The 25182-nt window shown below is 72.6% G+C and carries 22 protein-coding genes; 12 read left to right on the plus strand and 10 right to left on the minus strand.

Going from position 1 to position 25182, the window contains the following annotated elements; all coding sequences use genetic code 11:
- On the minus strand, nucleotides 1-431 hold a 431-nt coding region (locus ACI379_RS08565), incomplete at its 3' end, for a nitrilase-related carbon-nitrogen hydrolase (RefSeq protein ID WP_439791664.1).
- A 150-nt stretch (nucleotides 432-581) separates the two neighbouring features.
- Between ACI379_RS08565 and ACI379_RS08570 the strand changes: the two genes are divergently transcribed.
- The gene (locus ACI379_RS08570; RefSeq protein WP_439791665.1) at nucleotides 582-1901 is read left to right on the plus strand and encodes a PLP-dependent aminotransferase family protein; all 1320 of its coding nucleotides are present in this window, start codon (nucleotides 582-584) and stop codon (nucleotides 1899-1901) included.
- Nucleotide 1902: 1 nt separating this feature from the next.
- On the opposite strand, the gene ACI379_RS08575 is transcribed toward ACI379_RS08570, so the two are convergent.
- Complete coding sequence (locus ACI379_RS08575) at nucleotides 1903-3378, minus strand: hypothetical protein (protein WP_439791666.1); 1476 nt, start codon at nucleotides 3376-3378, stop codon at nucleotides 1903-1905.
- 64 nt (nucleotides 3379-3442) lie between these two features.
- Complete coding sequence (locus ACI379_RS08580) at nucleotides 3443-4243, minus strand: GNAT family N-acetyltransferase (protein WP_439791667.1); 801 nt, start codon at nucleotides 4241-4243, stop codon at nucleotides 3443-3445.
- Between the two features lie 257 nt (nucleotides 4244-4500).
- On the opposite strand from ACI379_RS08580, the gene ACI379_RS08585 reads away from it, so the two are divergent.
- From ACI379_RS08585 to ACI379_RS08595, 3 genes are all read left to right on the plus strand, one after another.
- Entirely contained in the window at nucleotides 4501-6555 is a 2055-nt protein-coding gene (locus ACI379_RS08585; RefSeq protein ID WP_439791668.1) for a M4 family metallopeptidase, read from the plus strand.
- Between the two features lie 112 nt (nucleotides 6556-6667).
- Nucleotides 6668-8149, plus strand: a complete 1482-nt coding sequence (locus tag ACI379_RS08590) for a M20/M25/M40 family metallo-hydrolase (protein ID WP_439791669.1) — start codon at nucleotides 6668-6670, stop codon at nucleotides 8147-8149.
- Between the two features lie 84 nt (nucleotides 8150-8233).
- Nucleotides 8234-9583: an EamA family transporter gene (locus ACI379_RS08595; RefSeq protein WP_439791670.1), complete on the plus strand. Its 1350-nt coding sequence runs from the start codon at nucleotides 8234-8236 to the stop codon at nucleotides 9581-9583.
- On the opposite strand, the gene ACI379_RS08600 is transcribed toward ACI379_RS08595, so the two are convergent.
- Nucleotides 9570-10112: a hypothetical protein gene (locus tag ACI379_RS08600; protein ID WP_439791671.1), complete on the minus strand. Its 543-nt coding sequence runs from the start codon at nucleotides 10110-10112 to the stop codon at nucleotides 9570-9572. The two genes, ACI379_RS08595 and ACI379_RS08600, sit on opposite strands and share 14 nt — an antisense overlap.
- A gap of 22 nt (nucleotides 10113-10134) precedes the next feature.
- Nucleotides 10135-10554: a nuclear transport factor 2 family protein gene (locus ACI379_RS08605; protein WP_439791672.1), complete on the minus strand. Its 420-nt coding sequence runs from the start codon at nucleotides 10552-10554 to the stop codon at nucleotides 10135-10137.
- A gap of 71 nt (nucleotides 10555-10625) precedes the next feature.
- On the opposite strand from ACI379_RS08605, the gene ACI379_RS08610 reads away from it, so the two are divergent.
- From ACI379_RS08610 to ACI379_RS08640, 7 genes are all read left to right on the plus strand, one after another.
- Nucleotides 10626-11480: a TIGR03619 family F420-dependent LLM class oxidoreductase gene (locus ACI379_RS08610; protein WP_439791673.1), complete on the plus strand. Its 855-nt coding sequence runs from the start codon at nucleotides 10626-10628 to the stop codon at nucleotides 11478-11480.
- On the plus strand, nucleotides 11480-12622 hold the full coding sequence (locus tag ACI379_RS08615; protein WP_439791674.1) for a hypothetical protein: 1143 nt from the start codon (nucleotides 11480-11482) through the stop codon (nucleotides 12620-12622). The genes ACI379_RS08610 and ACI379_RS08615 overlap by 1 nt, the downstream gene beginning before the upstream one ends.
- 268 nt (nucleotides 12623-12890) lie before the next feature.
- On the plus strand, nucleotides 12891-14054 hold the full coding sequence (locus tag ACI379_RS08620) for a sensor histidine kinase (protein WP_439791675.1): 1164 nt from the start codon (nucleotides 12891-12893) through the stop codon (nucleotides 14052-14054).
- Nucleotides 14051-14698 (plus strand): response regulator, encoded by a 648-nt coding sequence (locus tag ACI379_RS08625; RefSeq protein WP_439791676.1) that lies wholly within the window; start codon nucleotides 14051-14053, stop codon nucleotides 14696-14698. The genes ACI379_RS08620 and ACI379_RS08625 overlap by 4 nt, the downstream gene beginning before the upstream one ends.
- Nucleotides 14699-14786: 88 nt before the next feature.
- The gene (locus ACI379_RS08630; protein ID WP_439791677.1) at nucleotides 14787-16961 is read left to right on the plus strand and encodes an MMPL family transporter; all 2175 of its coding nucleotides are present in this window, start codon (nucleotides 14787-14789) and stop codon (nucleotides 16959-16961) included.
- A gap of 274 nt (nucleotides 16962-17235) precedes the next feature.
- Nucleotides 17236-18015 carry an SDR family oxidoreductase gene (locus ACI379_RS08635; RefSeq protein WP_439791678.1) on the plus strand — a complete coding sequence of 260 codons (780 nt, stop codon included), beginning with the start codon at nucleotides 17236-17238 and terminating at the stop codon, nucleotides 18013-18015.
- A gap of 25 nt (nucleotides 18016-18040) precedes the next feature.
- A complete protein-coding gene (locus ACI379_RS08640) occupies nucleotides 18041-19177 on the plus strand; it encodes a sulfotransferase family protein (RefSeq protein ID WP_439791679.1) in 1137 nt (378 codons plus the stop codon).
- A gap of 6 nt (nucleotides 19178-19183) precedes the next feature.
- Here ACI379_RS08640 and ACI379_RS08645 read toward each other — a convergent pair whose 3' ends face one another.
- From ACI379_RS08645 to ACI379_RS08665, 5 genes are all read right to left on the minus strand, one after another.
- Nucleotides 19184-19972: a sucrase ferredoxin gene (locus tag ACI379_RS08645; RefSeq protein WP_439791680.1), complete on the minus strand. Its 789-nt coding sequence runs from the start codon at nucleotides 19970-19972 to the stop codon at nucleotides 19184-19186.
- On the minus strand, nucleotides 19972-21171 hold the full coding sequence (hutI, locus tag ACI379_RS08650) for an imidazolonepropionase (RefSeq protein ID WP_439791681.1): 1200 nt from the start codon (nucleotides 21169-21171) through the stop codon (nucleotides 19972-19974). The genes ACI379_RS08645 and hutI overlap by 1 nt, the downstream gene beginning before the upstream one ends.
- Nucleotides 21168-22520 (minus strand): formimidoylglutamate deiminase, encoded by a 1353-nt coding sequence (locus ACI379_RS08655; protein WP_439791682.1) that lies wholly within the window; start codon nucleotides 22518-22520, stop codon nucleotides 21168-21170. The genes hutI and ACI379_RS08655 overlap by 4 nt, the downstream gene beginning before the upstream one ends.
- Nucleotides 22513-23715: an allantoate amidohydrolase gene (locus tag ACI379_RS08660; RefSeq protein WP_439791683.1), complete on the minus strand. Its 1203-nt coding sequence runs from the start codon at nucleotides 23713-23715 to the stop codon at nucleotides 22513-22515. Before ACI379_RS08660 ends, ACI379_RS08655 begins: the two co-directional genes overlap by 8 nt.
- 231 nt (nucleotides 23716-23946) lie before the next feature.
- Nucleotides 23947-24477, minus strand: coding sequence for a putative immunity protein (locus tag ACI379_RS08665; RefSeq protein WP_439791684.1), 531 nt, complete (start codon nucleotides 24475-24477; stop codon nucleotides 23947-23949).
- 44 nt (nucleotides 24478-24521) lie between these two features.
- Between ACI379_RS08665 and ACI379_RS08670 the strand changes: the two genes are divergently transcribed.
- A complete protein-coding gene (locus ACI379_RS08670) occupies nucleotides 24522-25181 on the plus strand; it encodes a class I SAM-dependent DNA methyltransferase (RefSeq protein WP_439791685.1) in 660 nt (219 codons plus the stop codon).
- The last annotated feature ends 1 nt before the right edge of the window (nucleotide 25182 follow it).

A 25182-nucleotide genomic window follows, 5' to 3' on the forward strand; every position in this document is an offset into this window, starting at 1 on the left:
GCGGTGTCGAAGACCGGGTAGCCGATGTTGCCGGGACGGAAGTAGAACTTCTCCCAGAAGCGGTCCAGGTGTGGGATGTGGTGCTTGCGGTACGAGCCGAGGACGGTGCCGTCGGCGTCCACGACCACGCAGGTGTTGTAGTAGACGCCGGTCTGCTCCTCCTCGTAGATCGGGAGGATCATCACCATCCCCAGCTCCTTGGCGAGGGCTGCGAAGCGGGTCACGACGGGACCGTCCACCGGCTCGGCGAAGCGGTAGTACTTCTGGTCCTGGGTGATGCCGAAGTAGGGGCCGTAGAAGAGCTCCTGGAAGCAGATGATCTGAGCGCCCTGCTCCTTGGCGTCGCGGGCGAACTGCTCGTGCTTGTCCAGCATCGACTCCTTGTCACCCGTCCACGTGGTCTGGGTGATGGCGGCCCTCACGATGGTCATGCGTCCTCCTGGGTCAGTGATCGTTGACGCCGGCGTCGTTCGCTCGGATCGTTATCCTGACCCTTGAACATTTCGCCGCCGTTACGGCAGGTTACCGATGTCACACTTTCTTGGGAAGGGTGCGATTTGACATCTATCGGACTCTCTGTATTGGCAGGGCTGGAGGACCGCTCCCCCCAGGGGATCGCGGGAGCACTGGCGCGCGCCATGCGCAGCGGCGAGCTTCCCGAGGGCACGCGGCTGCCCACCGTCCGCGCGGTCGCCGCCCAGCTCGGCGTCTCACCCGCCACGGTGAGCGCCGCCTGGCAGGCGCTGCAGCGCAACGGCTCGGTGACCACCCGCGGACGGGCCGGCACGTACGTCAGCGCCCCGCCCGCCGGGTGGCTCAGCCCCCGCGTGCTCAGCCTGCGCGGAGCCGCGCCCGGCAACCTCCGCCTCGACCTCTCCCGCGGCACCCCCGACCCGCACCTGCTGCCGTCGCTGGAGCGGGCCTTCACCCGCGTCTCGGCGCGCGCCACCACCGACGCCTACCAGGACGCGCCGGTGCTGCCGCCGCTGCGGGCCGAGCTCGAGGCGTCGTGGCCGTACGAGGTCGAGACGATCACGATCGTCAACGGCGCCACCGACGCGATCGCGCGCACCCTCGAGCACGTGGTCGGCTTCGGCGACCGGGTGGCGGTCGAGTCACCCGGGTTCCCGCCGATCTTCGACCTCGTCGAGGCGCTGGGCGCCAGCGTCGTGCCGCTCGAGCTCGACGGCGAGGGCGTCACCGTACGGTCCCTGCGGGCCGCGCTGAAGGAGGAGCCGGTCGCGGTCGTGCTCCAGCCCCGCGCCCAGAACCCCACGGGCGTGTCGATGACCGCCGCCCGTGCGGCCGAGCTGGCCGACGTGCTGCGGCGGGCCAAGGACGCCCGCCCGGCCGTGATCGAGGACGACCACTCCGGGCCGATCAGCGGTCGTCCGCCGGTCTCACTGGGGGTGCACCTGCCCGACCGGGTGGTGCACGTGCGCAGCTACTCCAAGTCCCACGGCCCCGACCTGCGGATCGCCGCGCTGGGCGGTCCGGCGGCGCTGGTGGAGCCGGTCATCGCGCGCCGCATGCTGGGGCCCGGCTGGACGTCGAGGATGCTGCAGACGATCCTGTTCGACCTGCTCACCGACGCGACGTCGGTCGCGGAGGTCTCGGCCGCCCGCGACGTGTACGCCGCCCGTCAGACCGCCCTGGTCGCGCGGCTGGCCTCCCTCGGCGTCGAGCTGGGCGTGCCGGACGGCATCAACCTGTGGGTACGCGTCCGCGACGAGCAGGCGGCGATGGTGCACCTGGCCGCCGCCGACATCCGCGCGGCGGCCGGCTCACCGTTCCACGCCGGCTCCGACGGGGCACCGCACGTACGCGTGACGGGCGGCCTCGTGGACGCCGACGACCTGGACCACGTCGCCCGGCACCTCGTCGAGGCCGCCCGCTCCTGACTCAGAGGTCGTTCTGGTAGACGGTCAGCGTGAAGCCCTTGTAGCTGGCCAGGCTGAGCATGTTGACCCGCGACCGGGCGTCGCTGGCGAACGCCAGGTCACCCTGCGTGCCCACGCCCGAGCGGACCCAGGTGCCGTTCGTCCCCTTCTTCGTCCAGGCGACGCCCGGACGGGTCGAACCCCGGTAGCTGGTCACCGTCCGGCCGTTCGCGGTCATGTGGACGCGCGGGGTGAAGAACGAGAACCCGTTGTAGACGCGGGGCCCTGCCTCGGTGACGGTCCAGCGGGCACCGGGCTTGGCCTGGACGCCGGCGGTCACCGCGATCGACTCGGGCGGGTTGCCCGGGCCGTACCCCAGACCGATCGTGGCGGCCTTGCCCGTGTCGTTGCCGGCGATGCTCCACGTGTAGCCGTACGGCTGGAGCTGCGTGACCTCCTTGGGCGCGCTCCACGTGCCGTTGGTGCGACGCAGCGTGTACCAGTGGGTGCGCCACTCGTCGACGTACTCCTGGTCCATGTAGGACACGGTGAGGTTGCCGCTCGCGGTCGTGGCGTGCGAGGAGTTCATGATCAGGTTGCTGGCGGTCGCGGGGACCTTCTCGACGAGCTTTCCGGTCTTGTCGAGGGTGACCGCACGCAGGCGCCCCTGGCCGCTGCCACGCTCGACCCAGGTCGCGGAGACCAGGCCGGTGTTGCTGACCGAGGCCGTGCCGCCCTCGTCGGGCATCCAGTCGGGGTCGCGGGTGTAGTTGACTTTCGTGAACGCCTTGCGTCCCTTCCAGAGCACGTACTGCTGGGGGCTGCCCCACGCCTCGGGGTCGTAGCCGTTCCACCAGACCACGACGTGGCCGGTCGCGGAGGCCTTGGCGAAGACGCTCATCGGCGGGTGGCCCTGCTGGGTGACCCAGCGGGTGGTGGTCCGACCCTTCGCGCCGATCGAGGCGGCGCGCACGCCGGTCGCCTCCCCGGTGCGCTGGGTCCACACGACGGTGGCGTTGCCGTCCTTGTCGATCGTGGCGGCCACCTGGCCGACGATGCCGGAGTCGACGGTGTCGCGGGTGATCCACCCGGTGAGCTTGACCCGCTTGAGCACCTTGTTCGCGGGCGTCAGCCGGGCGTAACGGATCCGGACGGTGCTGCCGGAGCCCACCTCCGCCCAGGCGACCACGGACTGACCCTTGGCGTTGCGGGCGATGTCGTACGACTGGAACCCGTTGTAGGTGCTGAAGACGGCCTTCGGGGCCGTCCACCCCTTGACCTTGGGGAGCCCGGCGAGTGCGCTGGGGCGGGCCTGGGGGTCGATCTGGACGTCGGCGTCCGGACGGTGGAAGGTCCGGTCCTGGGCACGCGCGGCCTCGCGCGCGAGGGAACGGTCGTCGGAGTGGGCGGGGGCCAGGGGGCTGAGGGTGGCGACGGCGACGGCGAGTGCCGCGGCCCCCGCGGCCGCGCGCACGCGGAGTCGGAGTTCGGGACGCATGGGGTCCACCCTTCCCTCCCGCGGGCGATCTCGAACCTCCGGGGCGTGTTCCCGGCCAGGCGGGTCAGGCGCGGGTCCAGACGTACGGCGTCGTCGTGGTCACCGGCACCAGGCCGGAGCGCTCCAGGATGGGGCGCGACATGTCGGTGCAGTCGGAGTGGATCAGCTCGACGCCCCGCTCGATCGCGGAGGCTGCCCGCGCGGCGACGAGCGCCCGGTAGATGCCGCGACCGCGCCAGGCGGGGTGGATGCCGCCACCCCAGATGCCGGCGAACGCGGTGCCGGGGACGGGCCGCAGGCTGCCGGCGCCGACGACGAGGCCGCCCACCTCGGCGATCCAGTACTCCTGCTCGCCGGCACGCACCGACGCCACCACCGAGTCGAGCCGGGCACTGCGGTCGGTGCCGAAGACGCCGGTCTGGAAGGCCATCACGGCTGCCACGTCCATGAGCACGTCGACCGCCGCCGTCGGGTGCTCGCCGGCCCGGCGCACCAGCACCTCCTGCGGCGCGGGCGGGGCGTCGACGAGGGCGTCGGCGCGACCGACCATGACGGTCTCGACGGGTTCGGCCACCAGGCCGTGCGCGACGAGCCGGTCGCCGAGGTCGGCGGGGCGGTCGTGGCCGCGCGTCTTCCACTCGAACGACGCGACGGAGGTCTCGTCGCGGAAGTACGCGACGGTCTCGGCGATGAGGGCGTCGAGCGCCTCACCCTCGACGTCGAGGTGCTCGTAGGTGACGAAGCCTCCGTGGTCGAACTCGGCCCACGCCAGGGGCGGCCGGTCGCGTCGGCTCAGCGCGCCCAGGAGCTCGCCGTCGAGGCGGAGCTGTCGGTCGTACGCCTCGCGCAGCTGCTCAGTCGTCACGCCCCGACCGTACTGCGTCCGGACCAGACCAGCCCCGGCAACCGGGGAGCCAGATCCGAAGGTACTCGGTAGTAGACACGCGCGTTCACACGGTTCTCCGACCAAACGGCACGTTCATGAGAAGAACGCCACGTGCAGGTTCGCGCGATGCGAAGACTTGCAAGGCACCAGTCATTGACCGCCACGTCCGACGACTACACAAGATTGCACTTGGTCAGCAGCACCCGATCCGCCCTGACAAGCAGATTGGATTCCCAGTGAAGAGAACACGACTGGCCGGACTTGCCGGCATCGCTGTGACCGCGGTCGCAGCGAGCATGCTGTACCCCGCCACACCCGCCGCGGTCTCCGCGGGCGCCCAGCCGGACGGCCGCGCCCTGGCCCGCGAGGCGGCCGCCAGCTGGGTCTCCAGCCACGGCGTCGTCCTGGAGAAGGCAGCCGGTGACGCGTTCACCGCGACCCAGACGCTGCGCACCTCGGCCCTGCGGGGCACCTCCGACACGTACGCCGTCGCGTACGAGCGGACCCACGAGGGCCTGCGCGTCGTCGGTGGCGACTTCGTCGTCCTCAGCAACGGCGAGGGCCAGGTGCTCAGCACCAGCGTCGCCCAGGAGGCACCCGTCAGGCTCGCCTCCACCACGGCCACGCTCTCCGCCGCCCGGGCGGCCACGGTCGCCCGCAAGCTGGCCGACGCCGGCGCCACCACCAGCACCCCTGAGCTGGTGGTGTGGCACCGCGACGCCGGGACCAGGCTGGGGTACGAGGTCGAGGTCCGCGGCACCAAGAAGGGCGAGGTCACCTGGCAGTCGGTCTGGGTCGACGCGACCAACGGCAAGGTCCTGGAGACCCTGGAGAAGATCGCGCACGGCACCGGCACGGCCGGCTACTCCGGCCCTAACCCGCTGACGATCGCCACCTCCGGGTCGGGCAGCAGCTACAACATGACCGACCCGGCCTCCACCACGCTGAAGTGCCAGGACGCGGCCAACAACACCACCTTCACCGGGACGGACGACGCGTGGGGCAACGGCGACCCGACCAACCGGGAGACCGGCTGCGTCGACGCCTTCTACGCCGCCCAGCAGATGAAGGCGATGATGTCGAGCTGGATCGGGCGCAACGGCATGGACGGCTCCGGCGGCTGGCTGCCGATCCGGGTCGGCCTCAACGACGTCAACGCCTACTACGACGGCTCCCAGGTCCAGATCGGCCACAGCCAGTCGGGCGGCCGCTGGATCTCCTCGATGGACGTGGTGGCCCACGAGTTCGGCCACGGCGTCGACGACCACACGCCCGGCGGGATCTCGCGCAGCGGCACGCAGGAGTTCATCGGTGACGCGCTGGCCGCGGCCACCGAGTACTACGACAACCAGCCCTCTGGCTACGACTCCCCCGACCACACCGTCGGCGAGGAGGTCGACCTGGTCGGCCAGGGCCCGATCCGCGACGGCGCCAACCCCGCCAACGTCGGCGACAACCCCTGCTACACCAGCTCCACGCCCAGCCAGGAGGTGCACGCGGCCGCCGCTCCCGGCGACCACTGGTTCTACCTGCTGTCGCGCGGCGGCACGTCGCGCTGCGACAGCACCGCGGTGACGGGCATCGGCGAGCAGCAGGCGATCAAGGTCCTGTACAACGCGATGCTGATGAAGACGTCGTCCTCGTCCTACCTGAAGTACCGCACCTGGACCCTGACGTCGGCGAAGAACCTGACGCCCAACGACTGCGCGCTGTTCAACAAGGTCAAGACCGCCTGGGACGCGGTCAACGTGCCCGCCCAGACCGCTGACCCGACCTGCACCACGGGTGGCACCACCGAGCCGACGGACCCGCCGACCACGGAGCCGCCGACGGGCACCAACCTGCTCGGCAACCCCGGCTTCGAGTCCGGCAACACCACCTGGACGGCCACCTCGGGTGCCATCAACAACTCCACCAACCGTCCCGCCCGGACCGGGTCGTGGAAGCTGTGGCTGGGCGGCAACGGCCGCTCGGTGACCGAGTCGGCCACCCAGAACGTGACGATCTCGGCCAGCGCCGCCAACCCGGTGCTGTCGTACTGGATCCGCACCGACACCGCCGAGTCCGGCTCCACCGCGTACGACACCATGAAGGTCCAGGTCGTCTCCGGAGGCACCACCACGACGCTGAAGACCTTCAGCAACGTCGGCACCAACGCCACCTACACCCTCAACAGCCACTCCCTGGCGGCGTACAAGGGCAAGACCATCACCATCAAGTTCGTCTCCAGCGAGGACTACTACCTGCAGACCAGCTTCGTCGTCGACGACACCACCGTCACCAACGGCTGAGTCGACACCACCACCCACGAGGCGGGCCGACTTCCGTCCCGCCTCGTGGCGTACCCGGGCACGCCCGCCCGGGCCCCGTCCGCCCTTCCCTCCCACACCTCGGAGGCACTTCGTGCACACCTTCCTGCGCCCCACCCTGCGGCGCCCCTCCCTGCGGCGAGGCGCCCTGGCCGCGCTCGCCACCGCCGCCCTGACCGCCGGCATGCTCGCCGGCCCCACCCAGGCCGACACGACCACGACGGCGGCCTCGCCCGACCTCTCGGTCGACGACGCCACCGCCCACCTGCAGCAGCTCTCCTCGATCGCCCAGGCCAACGGCGGCAACCGCGCCACCGGCCGCCCGGGCTACAAGGCCTCGGTCGACTGGGTCAAGGCCACGCTCGACGCGGCCGGCTACACCACGACCGTCCAGCAGTTCTCGACGTCGTCGGGGACCTCGTACAACCTCCTCGCCGAGTGGCCCGGCGGCGACGCCAACCACGTCGTCATGACCGGCGCGCACCTGGACTCGATCTCCGCGGGCCCGGGTATCAACGACAACGGCACCGGCTCCGCGGCCGTCCTCGAGGCCGCCCTCACCTGGGCCGAGCAGGGGCGCACCCCGCGCAACAAGCTCCGCTTCGCCTTCTGGGGCGCGGAGGAGCAGGGGCTGCTTGGCTCCAACCACTACATGCGCAACCTGGCCACCGCCGAGAAGGACAAGATCGAGGTCTACCTCAACTTCGACATGCTCGGGTCGGTCAACCCCGGCTACTTCGTGTACGACGACAACGCCGCCGGCGACGGCGTGCGCGACCAGATCACCGCGTACTACGACTCGAAGTCGATCGCCTGGGAGTACATCGACGTGCAGGGACGCTCCGACCACGCGTCGTTCCGGTCGTACGGCATCCCCACCGGCGGCATCTTCTCCGGCGCCGAGGGCACCAAGACCAGCGCGCAGGCGGCGAAGTGGGGCGGCACGGCCGGGCAGCCGTACGACCCCTGCTACCACCGGGCGTGCGACACGATGAGCAACGTCGACCGCACGGCGTTCGACCGCAACCTCGACGCCGTGGGCCACATGGTGTGGCTGCAGGCCGACACCACGTACGGCACCCCGCCCACCACCGAGCCGCCCACGACGCCCCCGGCGGGCACCAACCTGCTGGCCAACCCGGGCTTCGAGTCCGGCAGCACCGCCTGGACGGCGTCCTCGGGCGCCATCACGTCCTCCACCAACCGTCCCGCGCGGACCGGCACCTGGAAGCTGTGGCTGGGCGGCAACGGGCGGGCCACCAGTGAGTCTGGGTCGCAGCAGGTGACGATCCCGGCGAACGCGGCCAACCCGGTGCTGTCGTACTGGATCCGTACCGACACCGCCGAGTCCGGCTCCACCGCGTACGACACCATGAAGGTCCAGGTCGTCTCCGGAGGCACCACCACGACGCTGAAGACCTTCAGCAACGTCGGCACCAACGCCACCTACACCCTCAACAGCCACTCCCTGGCGGCGTACAAGGGCAAGACCATCACCATCAAGTTCGTCTCCAGCGAGGACTACTACCTGCAGACCAGCTTCGTCGTCGACGACACCTCCGTCACGGCCGGCTGACACCCAGGACGGTGCGGCGCCGGACCAACGACCGGCGCCGCACCCCGACCGGTGCGCCGGTCGAGCCTGTCGGGACCACCCACCATGAGCACCAGCACCCCCACGACCGCCACTGCCATCTCGGCGGCCGGCACCGGCACCCTGTTCGAGGGCCACCTGATCTCGGGGCCGTACGAGCGCGTCTTCTTCGAGCCCGAGAACCGCGTGAAGCTGCCCGACTTCATCCAGGCGACCCGGATCATGTACGTCGTCGACGACATCGACGCCGTGTACCGCAAGGCCGAGGCTGCCGGCATCCCGGTCCTGCAGCCGCGCACCGAGAACACCATGGGTGCTCAGGGTCGCCTCGAGCTGGCGCCCGGCTGCATCGTCGAGCTCGCCGAGGCCACAACGAGTCGCTCTTCCACCCCGACGTGGAGTCGATGGGCCTGCCCGCCTCCCTGCGCTGAGCACGGGCGGGCCAGGAGGAGCGGGAACACTGGACGTGCCGGTCGGCGTTCACCCCGGGTGAGCACCGACCAGCACGACCAGACCGCGGTCGTCGCAGCACCCGCCCGCACGGGCTGGCGCACCTCGCGACCTGCCCTGCTGCTCCTCACCGCGGTCGCGCCACTCCTGTGGTCGACGACCTACATCGTCACCGAGACGGCGCTGCCGCCGGACCGTCCCCTGTTCGGGGCGCTGCTGCGCGCGCTGCCGATCGGCCTCGTCATGCTCGCGTGGCGCCGTACGCTGCCGCCCGCCGGGTGGCGGGTCCGCACCGTCGTGCTGGGCATGCTGAACATCGGCCTCTTCTTCCCGCTGATCTACCTCTCGGCGTACAACCTGCCGGGCGGCCTGGCCGCCACCGTCCAGGCCCTGCTGCCGATGGTCGTGATGGTGGTCGCGTACCTGCTGCTGCGCGAGCGGCCCACCGTGTTCCGGGTCACCGGCGCGGTGATCGGGTTCGCCGGCGTCGCCCTGCTGGTGCTGGGCACCACGACGGGGGTGACGGTCCTCGGCCTCGCCGCCGCTGCCGGCTCGGTGCTCTGCACAGCCGTCGGATCGGTGCTCACCAAGCGGTGGCAGCCGCCGGTCGACATGGTCACGCTGGTGTCGTGGCAGCTCGTGGTCGGCGGCCTGTTCCTGCTGCCGGTGGCGCTGCTGGTGGAGGGTGCGGCCCCGCACCTCGATGCCAAGGCGGTCGCCGGCTACCTGTGGATCGGCGTGATCGGCACCGGCCTGGCGTACGTCTGCTGGTTCGCCGCGCTGCGCCTCATGCCGGCCGGAAGCGTCGCCCTGGTCAGCCTGGTCAACCCGGTGTCGGCGACCGTGCTGGGCGTGGCGTTCGCCGGCGAGGCGTTCGGCCTGCCCCAGGCCGTGGGGATGGCGCTGGTGCTCGGGGGCGTCGCCCTCGGGCAGGTCGTACGGAGGCCGGGCCTCAGGCGATCGTGACCTCGACGGGGTTGGAGGTGACCCCGGTGTTGGTGTCGATCATGCGGAACTTGTTGATGCCCGCGCGGCCGGTCTGCACGACGGTGCTGAACTGCTTGCCGCTGACCAGGGCCGTGACCGGGAAGTCCTTCCAGGCGCCGTCCTCGAGGCGCTGCACCCGCAGCACGGAGCCGTCGGCGGAGTCGGCGGTGCCGGAGATGTCGATCGCGGCCATGGGCGACACCGTCGTCTGGGCCGTCTCGAGCTGGATCCCCTTCTCCTTCTCCGGCTCCTCGGTCTCCTCGGGGGCGTCGGGCGCCGGCTCCTCGGAGGAGTCGGACGGCTTCTCCGTCTCCGTCGGGGTGGGGGTCGGCAGGTAGAGCGTCTCCTTGGCGGCCGGCTCGCCGGTGCTCTCCGCGTCGCCACCGCCCAGCCCGAACAGGCCCATGCCGAAGACGAGGGCGAGGCCGCCCACGAGGCCGGCGGCCAGGGCTGCCACGCCGAGCGCGGCGAGACCCCAGAGGACGGGACGCTGTTCGGTGTCGATCACGGTCCCATTGTGCGGGAGGGGCTCAACGGGTCCAAACGAGTTGCTCACGCAGTGCGACCGAGCGCCATCCCTCGGGCGTACGGGCGACGGCGTGGTGGTAGTAGCCGCCCACCTCCCACAGGGTCTCGGTGCCGTCCGGGGCGCGGCCGACCATGGGGTTGATGAAGTAGGCGGTCGCGGTGGCGTGGTCGGCGTCGGTGAAGTCGACGGCGACCTGGCCGATCGTGTGCTGGAAGCGGTCGAACCCGGCCAGCCCCTTCTCGATCCACGCCACCACCTCGTCGCGCTGGGCCACCGGGCCGCCGACGTCGGAGTAGTCGAGGGTCGCCTCGGGGGTGAACACGTGCGCCAGGTCGGCGAACGTGCGGGTGTCCACGGCGCGCGTGTAGCGGGTGATCAGGTCGACGATCTCCTGACGGTCACACAGTTCCTGGATGTCCACGGGATCACTCTGGCAGGAAAGTGGAACGTGTTCTAGTGTCCAGTGTCATGCGATTCACATACGCCGAAGCCATGACCCGCACCGAGAACTACGTGCCCCTGGCCCAGGCGGCCGAGGCTGCCGGGTACACCTCGATGACGCTGTCGGACTCCCTGATCTACCCCAAGGAGTCCGACTCGCGGTACCCGTACACCGCGACCGGCGACCGCGAGTTCCTGGAGAACAAGGAGTTCGTGGAGACGATGATCCTCGCGACCCACCTGTTCGCGCACACCACCACGCTGCGGCTCACCCCGTTCGTGCTCAAGCTGCCGGTGCGCCCGCCCGTGCTGATCGCCAAGCAGGCCGCCAGCGTGGCGTACCTGTCGAACAACCGGCTCGGCCTCGGCGTCGGGCTCTCCCCGTGGCCCGAGGACTTCCTCGCCATGGGCGTGCCGTGGGAGAAGCGCGGCAAGCGGATGGACGAGTGCATGGACATCTTCCGCGGCCTCACCTCCGGCGAGTACTTCGGCTACTCCGGCGAGTTCTACGAGGTCGCCGAGATGAAGCAGACCCCCGCCCCCAGCGAGAAGATCCCGCTGCTCGTCGGCGGCCACTCCGACGCCGCGCTGCGCCGCGCCGTGCGCAAGGGCGACGGCTGGATGCACGCCGGCGGCGACGGCGAGGAGCTCGACCGCCTGCTCGTCCGCCTCGCCGAGATCCGCAAGGAGGAGGGCGACACCCGCGACGACTTCGAGGTGCACGTGATCTCCTTCGACGCGTACGCCGGACCGGACGCGATCAAGCGGCTCGAGGACAAGGGCGTCACCGACTGCATCATCGGGTTCCGCAACCCCTACATCGAGGGCGTCGACGACGAGCCGGTGGCGAAGAAGATCCACCTGCTGGAGAAGTTCGCCGAGAGCACCATCAGCAAGGTCTCCTGATGAGCGTCGAGGCCTTCGCCGCCGCCGTCACCGAGGCCGAGCGACTGATCCGCAACCCCCCGTTCGAGATCAGCGAGCAGGAGCTCGGGGAGGGCCTGGAGTACCTCGCCGGTTCGGTGCGCTCCTCGGTGCAGGCGGCGTTCGACTACGACCTGGTCCACCCGGTCCTGGTCAACGCCACCCACCAGTACGCCCGCCAGGGCCTCGACAACCCCGACGCGATCTACTTCAACGCCTACCTCGACGAGGGTGCGTCGTACGTCGTCACCGGGCGCCGCGGCACGGCGGCCGACCTGTCCTTCCAGATCATGGACGGCACGTACTCCGCCGACGGGTCGCCGACCTCGGTGATGGCCTTCGACGACCGCGAGCTCGAGGTCGCCGAGGACGGCACGTTCGAGTGGCGCTTCGGCCCCGAGCTGGGCCTGAAGAAGGGCGCGACGCTGATCATCCGGGAGGTCTTCTCCGACTGGGCGGGCGAGGAGCGCGGCACCATCCGCATCCAGCGGCTCGACACCGCCGGCGTCCCGCGCGGGCCGTTCCTGCCCGCCGACATGGAGAAGCGCTGGGGCGTGGCGGCGAAGATGCTCGTCGGCCGCATCCACACGTGGTTCCAGTTCCCGCAGTGGTTCACCTACACCGAGCCGGTCAACACGCTGACCGTGCCGCGGTCCACCCCCGGCGGCCTGGCCTCGCAGTACTCCTCGCTCGGCCACTACGCCCTGACCCCCGACGAGGCGCTCGTGGTGACCGTCCCGGCGTGCGACGCGGCGCCGTACCAGGCGATCCAGATCGGCTCGAAGTGGTACGTCTCCACCGACTACGAGCACCACCAGACGTCCCTGACCCGGGACCAGTCGCACGTCGACGCCGACGGGCAGATCCGGTACGTCGTCACCGAGCGCGACCCCGGCCTGGCCAACTGGCTGGAGACCACCGGGCACACCGACGGCGTCATGATGCTGCGCTGGCAGCGGGTGGAGCGCGAGCTCGGCGAGGCCGACGCCCCGCAGGTCGAGGTCGTGCCGTACGCCTCGCTCACGACCCGCCCCGACCTCGACGCCCAGCGGGTGACGCCGGAGCAGTACAAGGAGCGCATCGAGGCCCGGCAGGTGGGCGTCGCGCGGCGGATGATCAGCTGACCGCCTCCCCGCAACGTGCTACGACCCGGTCGCGGTGGCGGCCGGGTCGTCGTACGTCGTGGGCTGCGTACGACGAAGCGGCCGCCCCGGCCCGGCGTCACCCGCGCCACACGGGCCCCATGGTGTGGGGAACTCTTACCTGTTGTGGCCGTTGCATCCCCCACAACGTGACGAAGTCCCCGCTCAGGCGGGGACTTCGTCACGAGGGCACGCGCCGGCCGCGGCGGACCAGGACGGCACCTCGGCGACCACTCCTAGACTCGCGGACGTGACCCCGGCCCTCCCCCAGACCACCGCCGCCCAGCTGCGCGGCGGGCTGCACGCCCTCGTGGTGGCGCTCGCGGTGGTGGTCATGCTGCGGGCCCTGCTGCTCGACGAGGCACACCCGGTGGCGGTCTCGGCGCTCGTGGTCGCGTTCGTCGTGGTCCACCTGACCCGGGCCGCCGCGGCGCCGGGCCCGAACGTACGGCTGGCGGGCCTGTGGCTGCTCGTCGCCCTGTGGCTGGCGATGTCGCTGCTGGGCGCCGACGCCGCGTACGTCTCGGTCGCCCTGTCCCTGCTCTTCCTCACCGAGCTGAGCCTGCCGGCGGCCGTCGCCGGCGTGGTCGCGGTGACCACCGTCGACCTGGTCCTGGGCGTCGTCCGCGGTGGCGGGGTGGAGGTGTACGTCGCCCCGCTGCTCGGCATGGTCGTCTCCACGCTGATCGGCCTCGGGTTCCGCGTCCTGTTCGAGGTGACCGCCTCGCAGGCCCGGCTGATCGAGGAGCTGCGGCGTACCCGAGACGAGCTGGCGGCCTCCGAGCACGCCGCCGGCCAGGCGACCGAGCGGCAGCGGCTGGCCCGCGAGATCCACGACACCGTGGCCCAGGGGCTGAGCAGCATCCAGATGCTGCTCCACGCGGCCGAGGCCGAGGAGCTTCCCGAGGCGGCCGCCCAGCGGATCGCCCTGGCCCGTACGACGGCCGGCGCCGGCCTCGCCGAGGCGCGCCGCATGGTCGCCGAGCTCGCCCCGGCCGACCTCAGCGACGCCACCCTCGTGGCGGCGCTGGAGCGGGTCTGCGAGCGCAGCCTCGTCGACGCCCGCCTCGTCGTCGACGGGGCCCCTGCGCCGTTGCCGATGCCGCTCGAGGCCGCCCTCGTACGGATCGCGCAGGGGGCGCTGGCCAACGTCGAGCGGCACGCCGGTGCCGACGCCCGGGCCGTACTCACGCTGCACCACGGCCGCGACGCGGTGCGCCTCGACGTCGTGGACGACGGCGCCGGGTTCGACGTGGCCGTCCTCGACGACCCCGAGCAGCACTCCTTCGGGCTCGACACGATCCGTACGCGGGTGGCCGACCTCGGCGGGGAGTGCAGCATCGACTCCGAGCCCGGCCACACCGCCCTCTCGGTCGCGCTGCCGCTCTCCGTCCCCGCACAGGAGGCACCGTGACCGCGCCCCCCGTGCGGCTGCTGATCGCCGACGACCACGCCATCGTGCGCGCCGGCCTGCGCGCCCTCCTCGAGCAGCGCGGCGACGAGGTCGAGGTGGTCGGCGAGGCGGCGAGCGTGGACGAGACCGTCACCCTGGCCAGCGCCCTGCACCCCGACCTGGTCCTGATGGACCTGCGGTTCGCCGAGGAGACGCGCACCGGCGTCGACGCGACGCGCGCGGTCCGCGCACTGCCCGACCCGCCGTACGTCCTGGTGGTGACCAACTACGACACCGACGCCGAGATCCTGCGGGCCGTCGAGGCCGGCGCCAGCGGCTACCTCCTCAAGGACACCCCTCCCGACGAGCTGTGGCAGGCCGTGACCCGCGCCGCGCGGGGCGAGACAGCCCTGTCGCCCCGGATCGCCTCGAAGCTCCTCACCCGGATCAGCTCGCCCCCGACCGCGACCCTGACCCCGCGCGAGCTGGAGGTGCTCGCGGCCGTCGCGACGGGCCAGTCCAACCGTGAGGTGGCCCGGACGCTGTACCTGTCCGAGGCCACGGTGAAGTCGCACCTCGTGCAGGTCTTCGCCAAGCTCGGGGTGAGATCCCGTACGGCCGCCGTCGCCCGCGCCCGCGAGCAGGGGCTGCTGCCCGCCGTCTGAGCCTCCGTTGAACCTCCATCGAAAGGTGGAGGTGGTTCTCGCCCATCGTTCGATGTGCGGGGCCGGTCCGCGGCGTGGAATGAAGGACGTGAACCACGCCCCTGCGCCCGTCGGCCTGCCCGCTCCCGCCCCTGACGACCCCTCGCCCACCCCACCTTCCCGCGCGCGCCGGATCTCCCGCCGTACGGCCTGGCTGGTCGTCGTCGCGTGGCTGCTCGTGGTGGGCGCGCTCACCTCGTTCGCCCCGTCGCTCGACGACGTGGAGAGCAACGACAACGGCAACCCGCCCGCCGACTCGGTCTCGATGCGCGCCGCCGACCTGGCCGCGCAGGCGTACGGATCGGCCGGCGCCCCGCCCGCCGTGGTCGTCCTGACCGCGGAGACGCCCGACGCCGCCGCGCGTGCGGCCCGCGAGGTGGCCGCCGCCATCGAGGGCGCCGCGCTCCCCGCGGTGACCGGGGTCGTGGACGCCAGCCGCGTGCCCGATCCCTCCGGCGGCGGGCTCGTCAGCGACGACGGCACCGCCCAGCTGGTCGTCGTGACGCTGCAGGGCAGCCCCGGCGAGGACGAGTACCGCGACGGCGTCCGGGAGATCCGTACCCTCACCGCCGACGCGGCCGGTGACGACGTGGACACCGCCGTGACCGGTCCGGCGGGGATCGTCGTGGACGCCGTGGCGGTCTTCAGCGGGTCCGACCGGGTGCTGCTCCTCGGCACCGTCGGCCTGGTCGTCGTCCTGCTCTTCGCCATCTACCGGTCGCCGGTGCTCGTCGTCGTCGCCCTGCTCGGCGTCGGGGTCGCGATGCGTCTGGCCGAGGGGGCCGGGGCGCTGCTGGCGGACGCCGGACTCATCTCGGTCTCGGGGCAGACGGCGTCGATCATGACGGTGCTGCTCTTCGGGGTCGGCACGGACTACGCACTCATCATCTTCGCCCGGTTCCGGGAGGCCCTCGCCGCACACCCCGAGCCGGGTACGGCGATGGCGGCGGCGATGCGCTCGGTCACGGGCGCACTGCTGGCCAGCGTCTCGTCGATCGTCGCCGCGGTGCTCGCGCTGCTGGCGGCGGTGACGCCGACGCTGCACGACTTCGGCCCGTACCTCGCCGTCGGTGTCGCCTCGATGGCGGCGGTCTCCTTCACGCTCACCCCGGCCCTGCTGGTGCTCACCGGCCGCTTCGCCTTCTGGCCGCGCAGGGCCCGCGGTTCCGGCGAGGTGCCCGAGTCCCGCCTGTGGTCGCGGGTGGCGCACGTCGTGACCACGTACCCGCGCCGCGTCCTGCTCGGCGGCACCGCCGCCCTGCTCGCCCTGAGCGCAGGCCTGGTCGGCGTGCAGCAGAGCTTCGACATGGTCTCCGGGTTCCGCATCGAGACCGAGTCGCAGCGCGGCCAGGAGCTGGTGGCGGCGTCCTTCGGTCCGGGACGGACCGCGCCCAGCCAGGTGCTGGTGCACGCCGGCACACCGCTGACCGAGCGTCAGGTCGGCGCCGTGGCCACCGCCCTCGGCGGCGCCGACGGGGTCGCCAGCACCGGCGCCGTGCTCCCCTCGACGGACGGGCGCACCCTCTCGGTGGACGTGGTGCTCGACGCCAACCCGTACGGGCCGGAGGCGATGGACCTGCTGCCGGGGCTGACCCGGACCGCGCAGGACGCGGCCGCCGACGCGGGCGTGGCGGACGCCGAGGTGCTCGTCGGGGGTGAATCGTCGGTCGCCGCCGACACGCGGGCGGCGCTGGACCGCGACCTGGTGGTCGTGGGGGTGCTGATGCTCCTCGTCGTGGGGCTGATCCTCGGCGTGGTGCTGCGGTCCCTGCTGGCCCCGCTCTACCTCGGGCTGACGCTGCTGCTCTCGTACGCCGCCACGATGGGCGCGACCGCGCTGGTCGCGCTGCGACTGGGTGGCGACCTGGGCATCGGCAACCGCGTGGCCGTGTACGTCCTGGTCTTCCTCGTCGCGCTCGGCGTGGACTACACGATCTTCATGATGACCCGCTACCGCGAGGAGCTGGCGGCGGCACCGTCGCGCACGGCGCTGCGCACCTCGATCGTCCGCACCGGTGGCGTCATCTCCTCGGCCGGCGTCATCCTCGCGGGGACGTTCGCGGTCCTGATGACGCAGCCGATCCGGGAGCTGTACCAGTTCGGTCTGGCGATGGCGATCGGCATCCTGCTGGACACCTTCGTCGTACGGCCCCTGCTGGTGCCGGCGGCGATCGAGCTGCTGGGACGCCGGGCGCTGTGGCCGACGCGGGTGCGGGTGGAGTAGCGCCGGGGCGGGGCTCCGGGCGTACGGCTGGGGCGTACGGCCGGTGCGGGGGCCGGGGCGGGGGCGTACACGCAGGTAGCCGAGTCCCACCCGCCACACGGGCCCCCTGGTGTGGGGAACTCTTACCTGTTGTGGCTGTTGCAACCCCTACAACGTGACGAAGTCCCCGCTCAGGCGGGGACTTCGACGCGAGAGGCGACCCACAATTCGTGTCATATCTCTGTCATCGAACACCCCCATGACAAAGACTGGAACACGTTCTACTGTGACGTGCATGACTCTGCTCCAGGACAAGGTGATCGTGCTCTCCGGCGTGGGCCCCGGCCTCGGGCGAGCCTTCGGCGACGAGGCGTCCAAGATGGGGGCCGACCTGGTCCTGGTCAGCCGTACGGAGAAGCGGCTGCGCAAGATGGCCGACGTCGTCGAGGCCAACGGTCGCCGCGCGCTCGTGGTCACCGCCGACATCAACGACGAGGAGCAGCGGGCCGCGCTGGTCGAGGCGGCGCTGGCGGAGTTCGGCCGCGTCGACGGCCTCATCAACAACGCCTTCGGCATCCCCCCGATGGACCCGATCACGCAGATCACCGTCGAGGCCCTGCGTGCCGCCAACGAGACCAACGTCTTCGCACCGCTGCGCCTCTCGGCCCTGTTCGCGGACGCGCTCGCCGCGTCCGGCGGCTCCATCCTCAACGTCAACTCGTGCGTGCTGCACCACTCCGAGATCGAGTACGCCGGCTACAAGCTGAGCAAGGGCGCGCTCGAGCACCTGTCCTCGTCGCTGGCCACCGAGCTCGGCCCGCGCGGCATCCGGGTCAACCAGATCGCCCCGTCGTACATCTACGAGGACGTCAACAAGGCGTACTTCGACTGGCTCGCCAGCGAGTCGGGCCGCACCCACGAGGAGGTGTACGCCGAGAAGGCCGCGCCCACCGACCTCAAGCGGCTCGCGACCCCCGACGAGGTGGCCCGCGCCGGGCTCTTCCTGCTCTCCGACCTCGCCTCCGCGGTGACCGGCCAGATCCTCAACGTCGACTGCGGCGAGTTCCACAGCTGAGTCTGCGCCGGCAGAAGGAGAACCCATGTACCCCCGCCCCGCCCTCGGCACGTACGAGGAGATCGCCGACGCGGCCGTCCGCTCCACCGGTCTGACCGACTTCGGCGGCACCGACCACGAGGAGGGCCTGCGCGTCCTGGTCGACGACTGGACGCACCGCTCCGGCCTGACCGAGCTCGGCAACGGCTGGAAGCGCAGCGACCTCAAGGGACTCCTCGTCGGCCGACTCATGGCCGAGCACGGGTACGCGACCAACCCGTCGTACGCCGACGTCGCGATCGAGCGGCCCGTCTTCGTGATGGGCCTGACCCGGTCGGGCACCACGATGATGCAGCGGCTGCTCACCGCCGACCCGTCCCACCAGGGCATCGAGCAGTGGATCACCTCGCTCCCCCAGCCGCGCCCGCCGCGGGAGACGTGGGCGGACAACCCGATCTACGCCGCGATGGCGGCCGGGTTCGCGGCCTTCCACGAGTCCAACCCCGAGCTGGCCGGCATCCACTACTCCGACGCCGACTCCCACGAAGAGTGCTGGCGGCTGCTGCAGCAGTCGGGGCGCTCGGTCTCGTTCGAGTCGCAGGCGTACGTGCCCGGCTACACCGAGTGGCTCCAGGGCCAGGACTGGGTGCCGGCGTACGAGACCCAGCGTCGCCTGCTGCAGCTGATCGGCCTCAACGACGCCGACAAGCGGTGGGTGCTGAAGAACCCGAGCCACCTGATGGCCGCCGACGCCCTGCGCACGGTCTTCCCCGACGCCCTGTTCGTCGTCACGCACCGCGACCCGGTCACCTGCATCGCCTCCTCGTGCTCGCTGGCCGAGGCGTCCACGCGGGGCCAGTCGACCGTCTTCACGGGCGGGACCATCGGCCGCACGCAGCTCGACATGCTGGCCCGCGAGCAGGCGGCGTTCGCGGCTGCCCGGCCGTCGATCCCGGCCGACCAGATCGTCGACGTCGACTACGCCGACCTGACCGGCGACCCGGTGGGCACGGTGGCCGGCATCTACGCGCACTTCGGCCTGCCGTGGGACGACTCGGTGCAGGCGGCCGTCGCCGACGAGCACACGGCCTCCCGGCAGGGTCCCCGCGCGCCCAAGCACGCCTACGACCTGGCCGACTACGGCCTCACCGAGGCGCAGGTACGCGACACGCTGGCGTACTGACCGACCTCAGGCGCCGGCCGGCACCACCGTGTACGTCGTGGTGGCCTTGACCTTGGTGTCCCCGCACGACTGACGCCGCGGCGGCCCGGGCTCGGCGACGACGCGTACGTCGGGGCTGCCGCCGGCGAGCAGGTGCAGCTCGAGGACCTGCTCGGCGCCGGGGCGTCCGGCGCGGCCGCGGGACAGCCCGACCGGCACGCCGCCGGCCTCGATCTCGGCGACCGCCGCGACGGCGGTGGCGTCGACCAGCCGGGCCAGGGTGTGCCCGGAGGGCAGCGCCATCAGGGTGCCGGAGAAGCGGTGGCCGCCCAGGTGCGTGGTCTCCCAGGTCGCCTCGGGCCACCGCTCGGCCAGCGCGGCCGTGACGGGGCGGCCGATCTCGGCGCAGCAGCGGTCGCGCGACCCGTTCGTGCAGACCAGCCACAGCGGGTCGGCGTACGGCTGCATCGCCGCCGCGTCGTCGAGGTCGAGCGTCAGCAGGTCGGTCGCGTCGGCGAGGACAGTGGTGGTGACGCCGAAGCCGTCCGCGTCGGCGACGGCCCGGAAGACGCGGACGCCAGCGCCGTCCGGTGCGCCGCCGTGGCGGCGGATCAGGTGGACCGCGGTGCCGCGGGTGGCGGTCAGCGCGGCCAGGTGCTCGCGCACCGGCTCCGGCATCCGACTCTGCTCGACGGCCTGGCGGCCCCAGGCGCCGACGTACTCGACGAGGAGGAACTCGGTGGCGGTCGGCGCGGTGCCACCGATCGGCTCGGCGTCGGCGGCACTCGCGGAGGAGCAGCGGAAGTCGTCGGTCATCACCGACCAGTGTGCGGGGCCCCCACCAGCGGCCGACCGGCGGCCCACACTCCGGCGACCAGCGGCACGCCGGGCCGGTACGCCAGGTGCAGGTACGAGGGCGCGTCGAGGACCACCAGGTCGGCGCTGCGGCCCGGCGCGATCACCCCCACGTCGTCGCGCAGCAGTGCCGCCGCCCCGCCAGCGGTCGCGGCGTGCAGGGCCTCGGCGGGCGTCATCCCCATCTCCCGGACCGCCAGCGCGACGCACAGCGGCATCGAGGAGGTGTAGCAGGAACCGGGGTTGCAGTCGCTGGCCAGCGCCACCCGCACGCCGGCATCGAGGAGCCGACGGGCGTCCGGGTACGGCTGGCGGGTGGAGAACTCCACGCCGGGCAGCAGCGTCGCGACCGTCCCGGAGTCGGCCAGCGCGTCCACGTCGGCGTCGCTGAGGAAGGTGCAGTGGTCGACCGCGGCCAGGCCCAGCTCGGCCGCGAGCAGGACGCCGCCGCCGTACGTCAGCTGGTTGGCGTGCAGACGCCCCCGCAGGCCGACCGCGGCGCCGGCGGCCAGCACCGTACGTGCCTGGTCGACGTCGAAGGCGCCCTCCTCGCAGAACACGTCGATCCAGCGGGCGTACGGGGCCGCAGCGGCCAGCATCGGGCCGGTGACCTCCTCGACGTACGCCTCGGGCGTGGTGCCGCTGGGCACGACGTGGGCGCCGAGGAAGGTGGTCTCGGGGGTGAACTGGGCGGCCACCGCGAGGCTGCGGGCCTCGTCGCGGGTGGTCAGGCCGTACCCGCTCTTGATCTCCACCGTCGTGGTGCCCTGCCGGTGCATCTCGGCGACCAGGCGGGCGACGTTGGCGGTGAGCTGCTCGTCGGTGGCGGCACGCGTGGCGGCCACGGTCGTACGGATCCCGCCCGCCTCGTAGGCCCGGCCGGCCATCCGGGCATCGAACTCCTCCGCGCGGTCACCGGCGAAGACGAGGTGGGAGTGGCTGTCGACGAAGCCGGGGATCACCGTCCGACCACCCAGGTCGACGCGGGTGTCCGCGGCGGGGGCCCGGTCGGCAGGCCCGACCCAGGCGACCCGGGCGCCGTCGACGACGACGGCGGCGTCGCGGAGCCGCCCGAGGAACGCGTCCTCGGCACCCGTCGCGGCCTGCGTGGGGTCGTTGGTGACGAGGTCGGTGATGCCGGTGAGCAGGGTCGTGGTCATCGGGCACCTCCGGTGTCGTGGGTGGGGTCGTCGATCGCCGCCCGCAGGTCCCGCGCGACCGCGGCCGGGTGCAGGCCCAGCCACCGCCCGTCGACCATCACGCGGGTGACGTCGACCCCGGTGGCGGCGAAGACGGCGGCGTCGAGGTCCGCGCCGGCCCCGGCGGTGCGTACGGACCCCAGGTCGACCGCCACCAGGTCCGCGCGGAGCCCGACGCCGATGCCGGTACCGGCCCAGCCGAGGCTGGCGTGGCCGTCGCTGGTGGCGGCGGTGAGCAGCTCGGCGGAGGTCCAGTGGCCGCGGCGCTGCGTCGCGAGGCGCTCGTGCCCCTCCAGGCAGCGCATCTCCTCGAACGGGTCGATGACGGCCTGGGAGTCGGAGCCCAGCGTGAGCCGTGCCCCGGCCTCGGCCAGCGCCCGGCCGGGGCCGATGCCGTCGCCGAGGTCGCGCTCGGTGGTGGGGCAGAACGAGGCGTACGCCCCCGCCCCGCCGATGCGGGCGACGTCGTCGTCGGTCAGGTGGGTGGCGTGCACCAGCGAGGTGCTGGGGCCGAGCAGGCCGTGCTCGGCGAGCAGCTGGGTGGGCGTCAGGCCGTACGCGGCCAGGCAGTCGACGTTCTCCTGCACCTGCTCGGAGAGGTGGACGTGGAACGGCACCTCGTCGTCGACGAAGGTCGCGAGCACCCCGAGCGCGTCCCGGGGGACGGCGCGCACCGAGTGGGCCGCGACCCCGATCCGTACGCCGGCCTCACCCGCAGTGTCGTCGACCAGGCGTCGTACGCGCTCCGCCCAGGCGGCGGCGTCGTGGTCGGCGTACCGGACCTGGACGCCGGCGGGAGGCTGCCCGAACCCGCTGGAGAGGTAGAGGGTGTCGAGCAGGGTGATCCGGATCCCGACGTCGCGGGCCGCGGCGACCAGCGCGAGGCCCATCGCGTTGGGGTCCGCGTACGGCCGGCCGGTCGGGTCGTGGTGCAGGTAGTGGAACTCGCCGACGCAGGTGATCCCGACGGAGGCCATCTCGGCGTACGTGGCGCGCGCCAGGTCGTAGTAGCCGTCGGGGTCGAGGCGCGCGGCGACGCCGTACATCTGGTCGCGCCAGGTCCAGAAGGTGCCCCGCTCGCGCTGGGTGCGGCCGCGCAGCGCCCGGTGGAAGGCGTGGCTGTGGGTGTTGGCGAACCCGGGCAGGGCCAGGCCAGCGACCCGCTCGGCGTGAGGGGCCGCGGCCGGGTCGGCACCGGGCTCGACGCGGGTGAAGCGGCCGTCGACCACCTCGACGAGCACGTCGTGGGCGAGGTGCGGGCCGTCCGGGGTGGCGAGGACGGCCCGTTCGAGGAGGTACGCGTCAGTCACGGGCCAGCAGCTCCAGGGTGTCGGCGAGCGCCTCGACGCCGGCGAGGCAGTCGACGGTCTCGGCGGTCTCGGCGGGCGAGTGGGAGACGCCGGTGGGGTTGCGGACGAACAGCATCGCGGTGGGGATGCCGCCGGCCTGCAGGATGCCGGCGTCGTGGCCGGCCTGGGTGGGGATAACGGGCCACTGACCGGGCGCGGCGACCCGCGCGGCGAGGTCGGGGTCGAAGTGGACGGCGCCGGAGACGGACTCGGCGACGACCTCGAGGGTGGTCCCGTCGCGCTCGGCGCGCTGTCCGGCCTGCCGGGTGATCTCCTCGACGAGGCGGGCCAGGGTGGCGTCGTCCTCGCACCGGGCGTCCAGCCAGGCGCGGACCAGGGACGGGACGGCGTTGGTGCCGTTGGGGGTGACGTCGAGGCGGCCGAAGGTGGCGCGCTGGCCCGACAGCCGGGCCTGCTTGTTGGCGGCGAGGGCGGTCATCGCGTACGTCAGCATCGGGTCGGCGCGGTCCTCCATCCGCGTCGTACCGGCGTGGTTGGCCTCGCCGGCGAACTCGAACCGGAACCGGCCGTGCGGCCAGATCCCCGAGGCCACGCCGACGGGTACGTCGCGGTCGACGAGGTCGCGGCCCTGCTCGACGTGCAGCTCGACGAAGCAGCCGATGCCGGACAGGTCGACGGCGCCCAGGCTGGGGTCGAGGTCGGCCGCCGCCAGCGCGTCCAGGAACCGGGTGCCGTCGCGGTCGGTCAGCGCGGCCGCCTGCTCGGGGGTGGTGGCGCCGGTGGCGAGGCGCGAGCCGAGGCAGGCCAGCCCGAACCGACTGCCCTCCTCCTCCACGAAGACGCCCACCGCGACAGGCCGGTCCGGCGTGACACCGCGCTCGCGGAGCCGGTCGATCGCCGCGAGCGCGGAGACCACGCCGAGCGGGCCGTCGTACGCGCCGCCGTCGAGAACGGAGTCGAGGTGGGAGCCGGTGAGCACCGCCGGCCCACTGCTGCCCTCGGGGCGCCAGTACGCGACCTGGTTGCCGTACCCGTCGCTGTGCAACTCGAGCCCCCGGGCGACCGCGGCCTCGGCGAACCAGGCCGACAGCTCCCGCTCGGCACTGAGCCACGGCTGGCGGAAGTAGCCGCCGGAGCGGGCGTCACGACCGATCCCGTCCAGGTCGCGCCACATCTCCTCGAATCCAGCCACCATGGGTCCGAGTCCATCGGTACGGCGGGGTCGCGGTCAATCAGGAGGCGTCGGGGGTCGTCTCGGATCCGAGACCGCGTGTGGTGGCGCCTCTCCCAGTGACCCCAAATGGGGTCACCTGACCCGATTTGGGGTCAGTCGCCCGCGTTGGGGTCGATGGGAGAGGTCCGGGACGCCTGCCGACCTCGCCCAGTGACCCCAATTCGGGGGACCCCCCTGCGGGAGCTGGCGCCCTCACGCCAGGAAGACTCCCCAGCACAGGTCGTTGCGCCGCTCCTGGTCCTCGAGCACGAGCGCACGGACCGCCTCGGGGATCCGCGCGCGCTGCCACTCCCGCTCCTCCCGCCCGGCCTCCAGACCCGCTGGCGAGGTCGGCGTACGAGGGTCCGCCGCGGCACGGGCGGCCTTGATGGCGTACGCCGCAGCGCCCAGGTCGTGGGCGGCCACGTGCGCGACGACGGCAGCCTGTCCGGCGGCGTACGCAGCCCATCGCGCAGCGCCGGTCAGGTCGCGCGCGGCCCCCATCGCGTGCCCGCCCACAGCCCGGGTCGCCATCATCGCCAGCTCGCCCCGCGTCCAGGCGCGGGCTGCTTCGATCGCCTCGCGCGGGCGGGGGTCGTCGGGGCTTACGGCCTCGAACAACCCGAGGACGTGCTCCGCGCACTCGGCCGCCCACAGCGCGAGCAGGTGGTGCTCGTCGTCGGTGAGCGTCCCGCCACGGCGCACCGTCGTGAGCCGCAGGTCGCGGACGGGCGGGAGGATCACGGGCTCACCATCCCAGCACCGTAACGGGTGCCAGACTCGGCCCCGTGGACCACGAGGCCAGCGGCAGGGACGACCGCGCGGACGTCCGCGCCACGTACGACACCGTGGCCAAGGCGTACGCCCGGTGGTTCCCGGGGACCGAGCCGGAGCAGGCCGCCGACCTGGAGATGGTCGCCCGGTTCGTCGCCTCGCTGCCCGCCGCCGGGCGGGTCCTGGACGCCGGCTGCGGCACGGGCCGGATGCTGCCGCTGCTGGCGGGTGCCGGTCGCGAGGTCGTGGGCGTGGACCTGTCGCCGGCGATGCTGGCCGGGGCGGCCCTCGCCCAGCCGGAGCACGGCCTCGCCTGTGCGGACCTCGGCGCGCTGCCCTTCCGTACGGGGACCTTCGACGGGGTGTTCGCCTGGTACTCCACCATTCACGGCGACGAGGCCGCGCTGCGGGCAGCGTGCGCCGAGGCCCGGCGCGTACTCCGACCCGGCGGCCTCCTGCTGGTCGCGTTCCAGGTCGGCTCGACCGTCCACGACACCGGCGCCACCTACCGGCGGCTCGGGTACGACGTCGCGCTGCGCCGCTACGACCGGACCCCGGACCAGGTGGCGCTGGCCCTGCACGAGACCGGTTTCCACGAGGTGGACCGCATGGAGCGCGGCGCGATGGGGTCGGAGTCGACCGGCCAGGCGGTGCTGGTCGCGCGCGCCGGTTGAG

This window comes from Nocardioides sp. (genome assembly GCF_051876515.1).
Taxonomy (GTDB): Bacteria; Actinomycetota; Actinomycetes; order Propionibacteriales; family Nocardioidaceae; genus Nocardioides.

Coding starts and splice junctions, on each gene's coding strand:
- ACI379_RS08575 (WP_439791666.1), bottom strand. CDS start 3,378: ATGCGTCCCGAACTCCGACTCCGCGTGCGCGCGGCCGCGGGGGCCGCG.
- ACI379_RS08595 (WP_439791670.1), top strand. CDS start 8,234: ATGAGCACCAGCACCCCCACGACCGCCACTGCCATCTCGGCGGCCGGC.
- ACI379_RS08610 (WP_439791673.1), top strand. CDS start 10,626: ATGACCCGCACCGAGAACTACGTGCCCCTGGCCCAGGCGGCCGAGGCT.
- ACI379_RS08615 (WP_439791674.1), top strand. CDS start 11,480: ATGAGCGTCGAGGCCTTCGCCGCCGCCGTCACCGAGGCCGAGCGACTG.
- ACI379_RS08635 (WP_439791678.1), top strand. CDS start 17,236: ATGACTCTGCTCCAGGACAAGGTGATCGTGCTCTCCGGCGTGGGCCCC.
- ACI379_RS08640 (WP_439791679.1), top strand. CDS start 18,041: ATGTACCCCCGCCCCGCCCTCGGCACGTACGAGGAGATCGCCGACGCG.
- ACI379_RS08645 (WP_439791680.1), bottom strand. CDS start 19,972: ATGACCGACGACTTCCGCTGCTCCTCCGCGAGTGCCGCCGACGCCGAG.
- hutI (WP_439791681.1), bottom strand. CDS start 21,171: ATGACCACGACCCTGCTCACCGGCATCACCGACCTCGTCACCAACGAC.
- ACI379_RS08660 (WP_439791683.1), bottom strand. CDS start 23,715: ATGGTGGCTGGATTCGAGGAGATGTGGCGCGACCTGGACGGGATCGGT.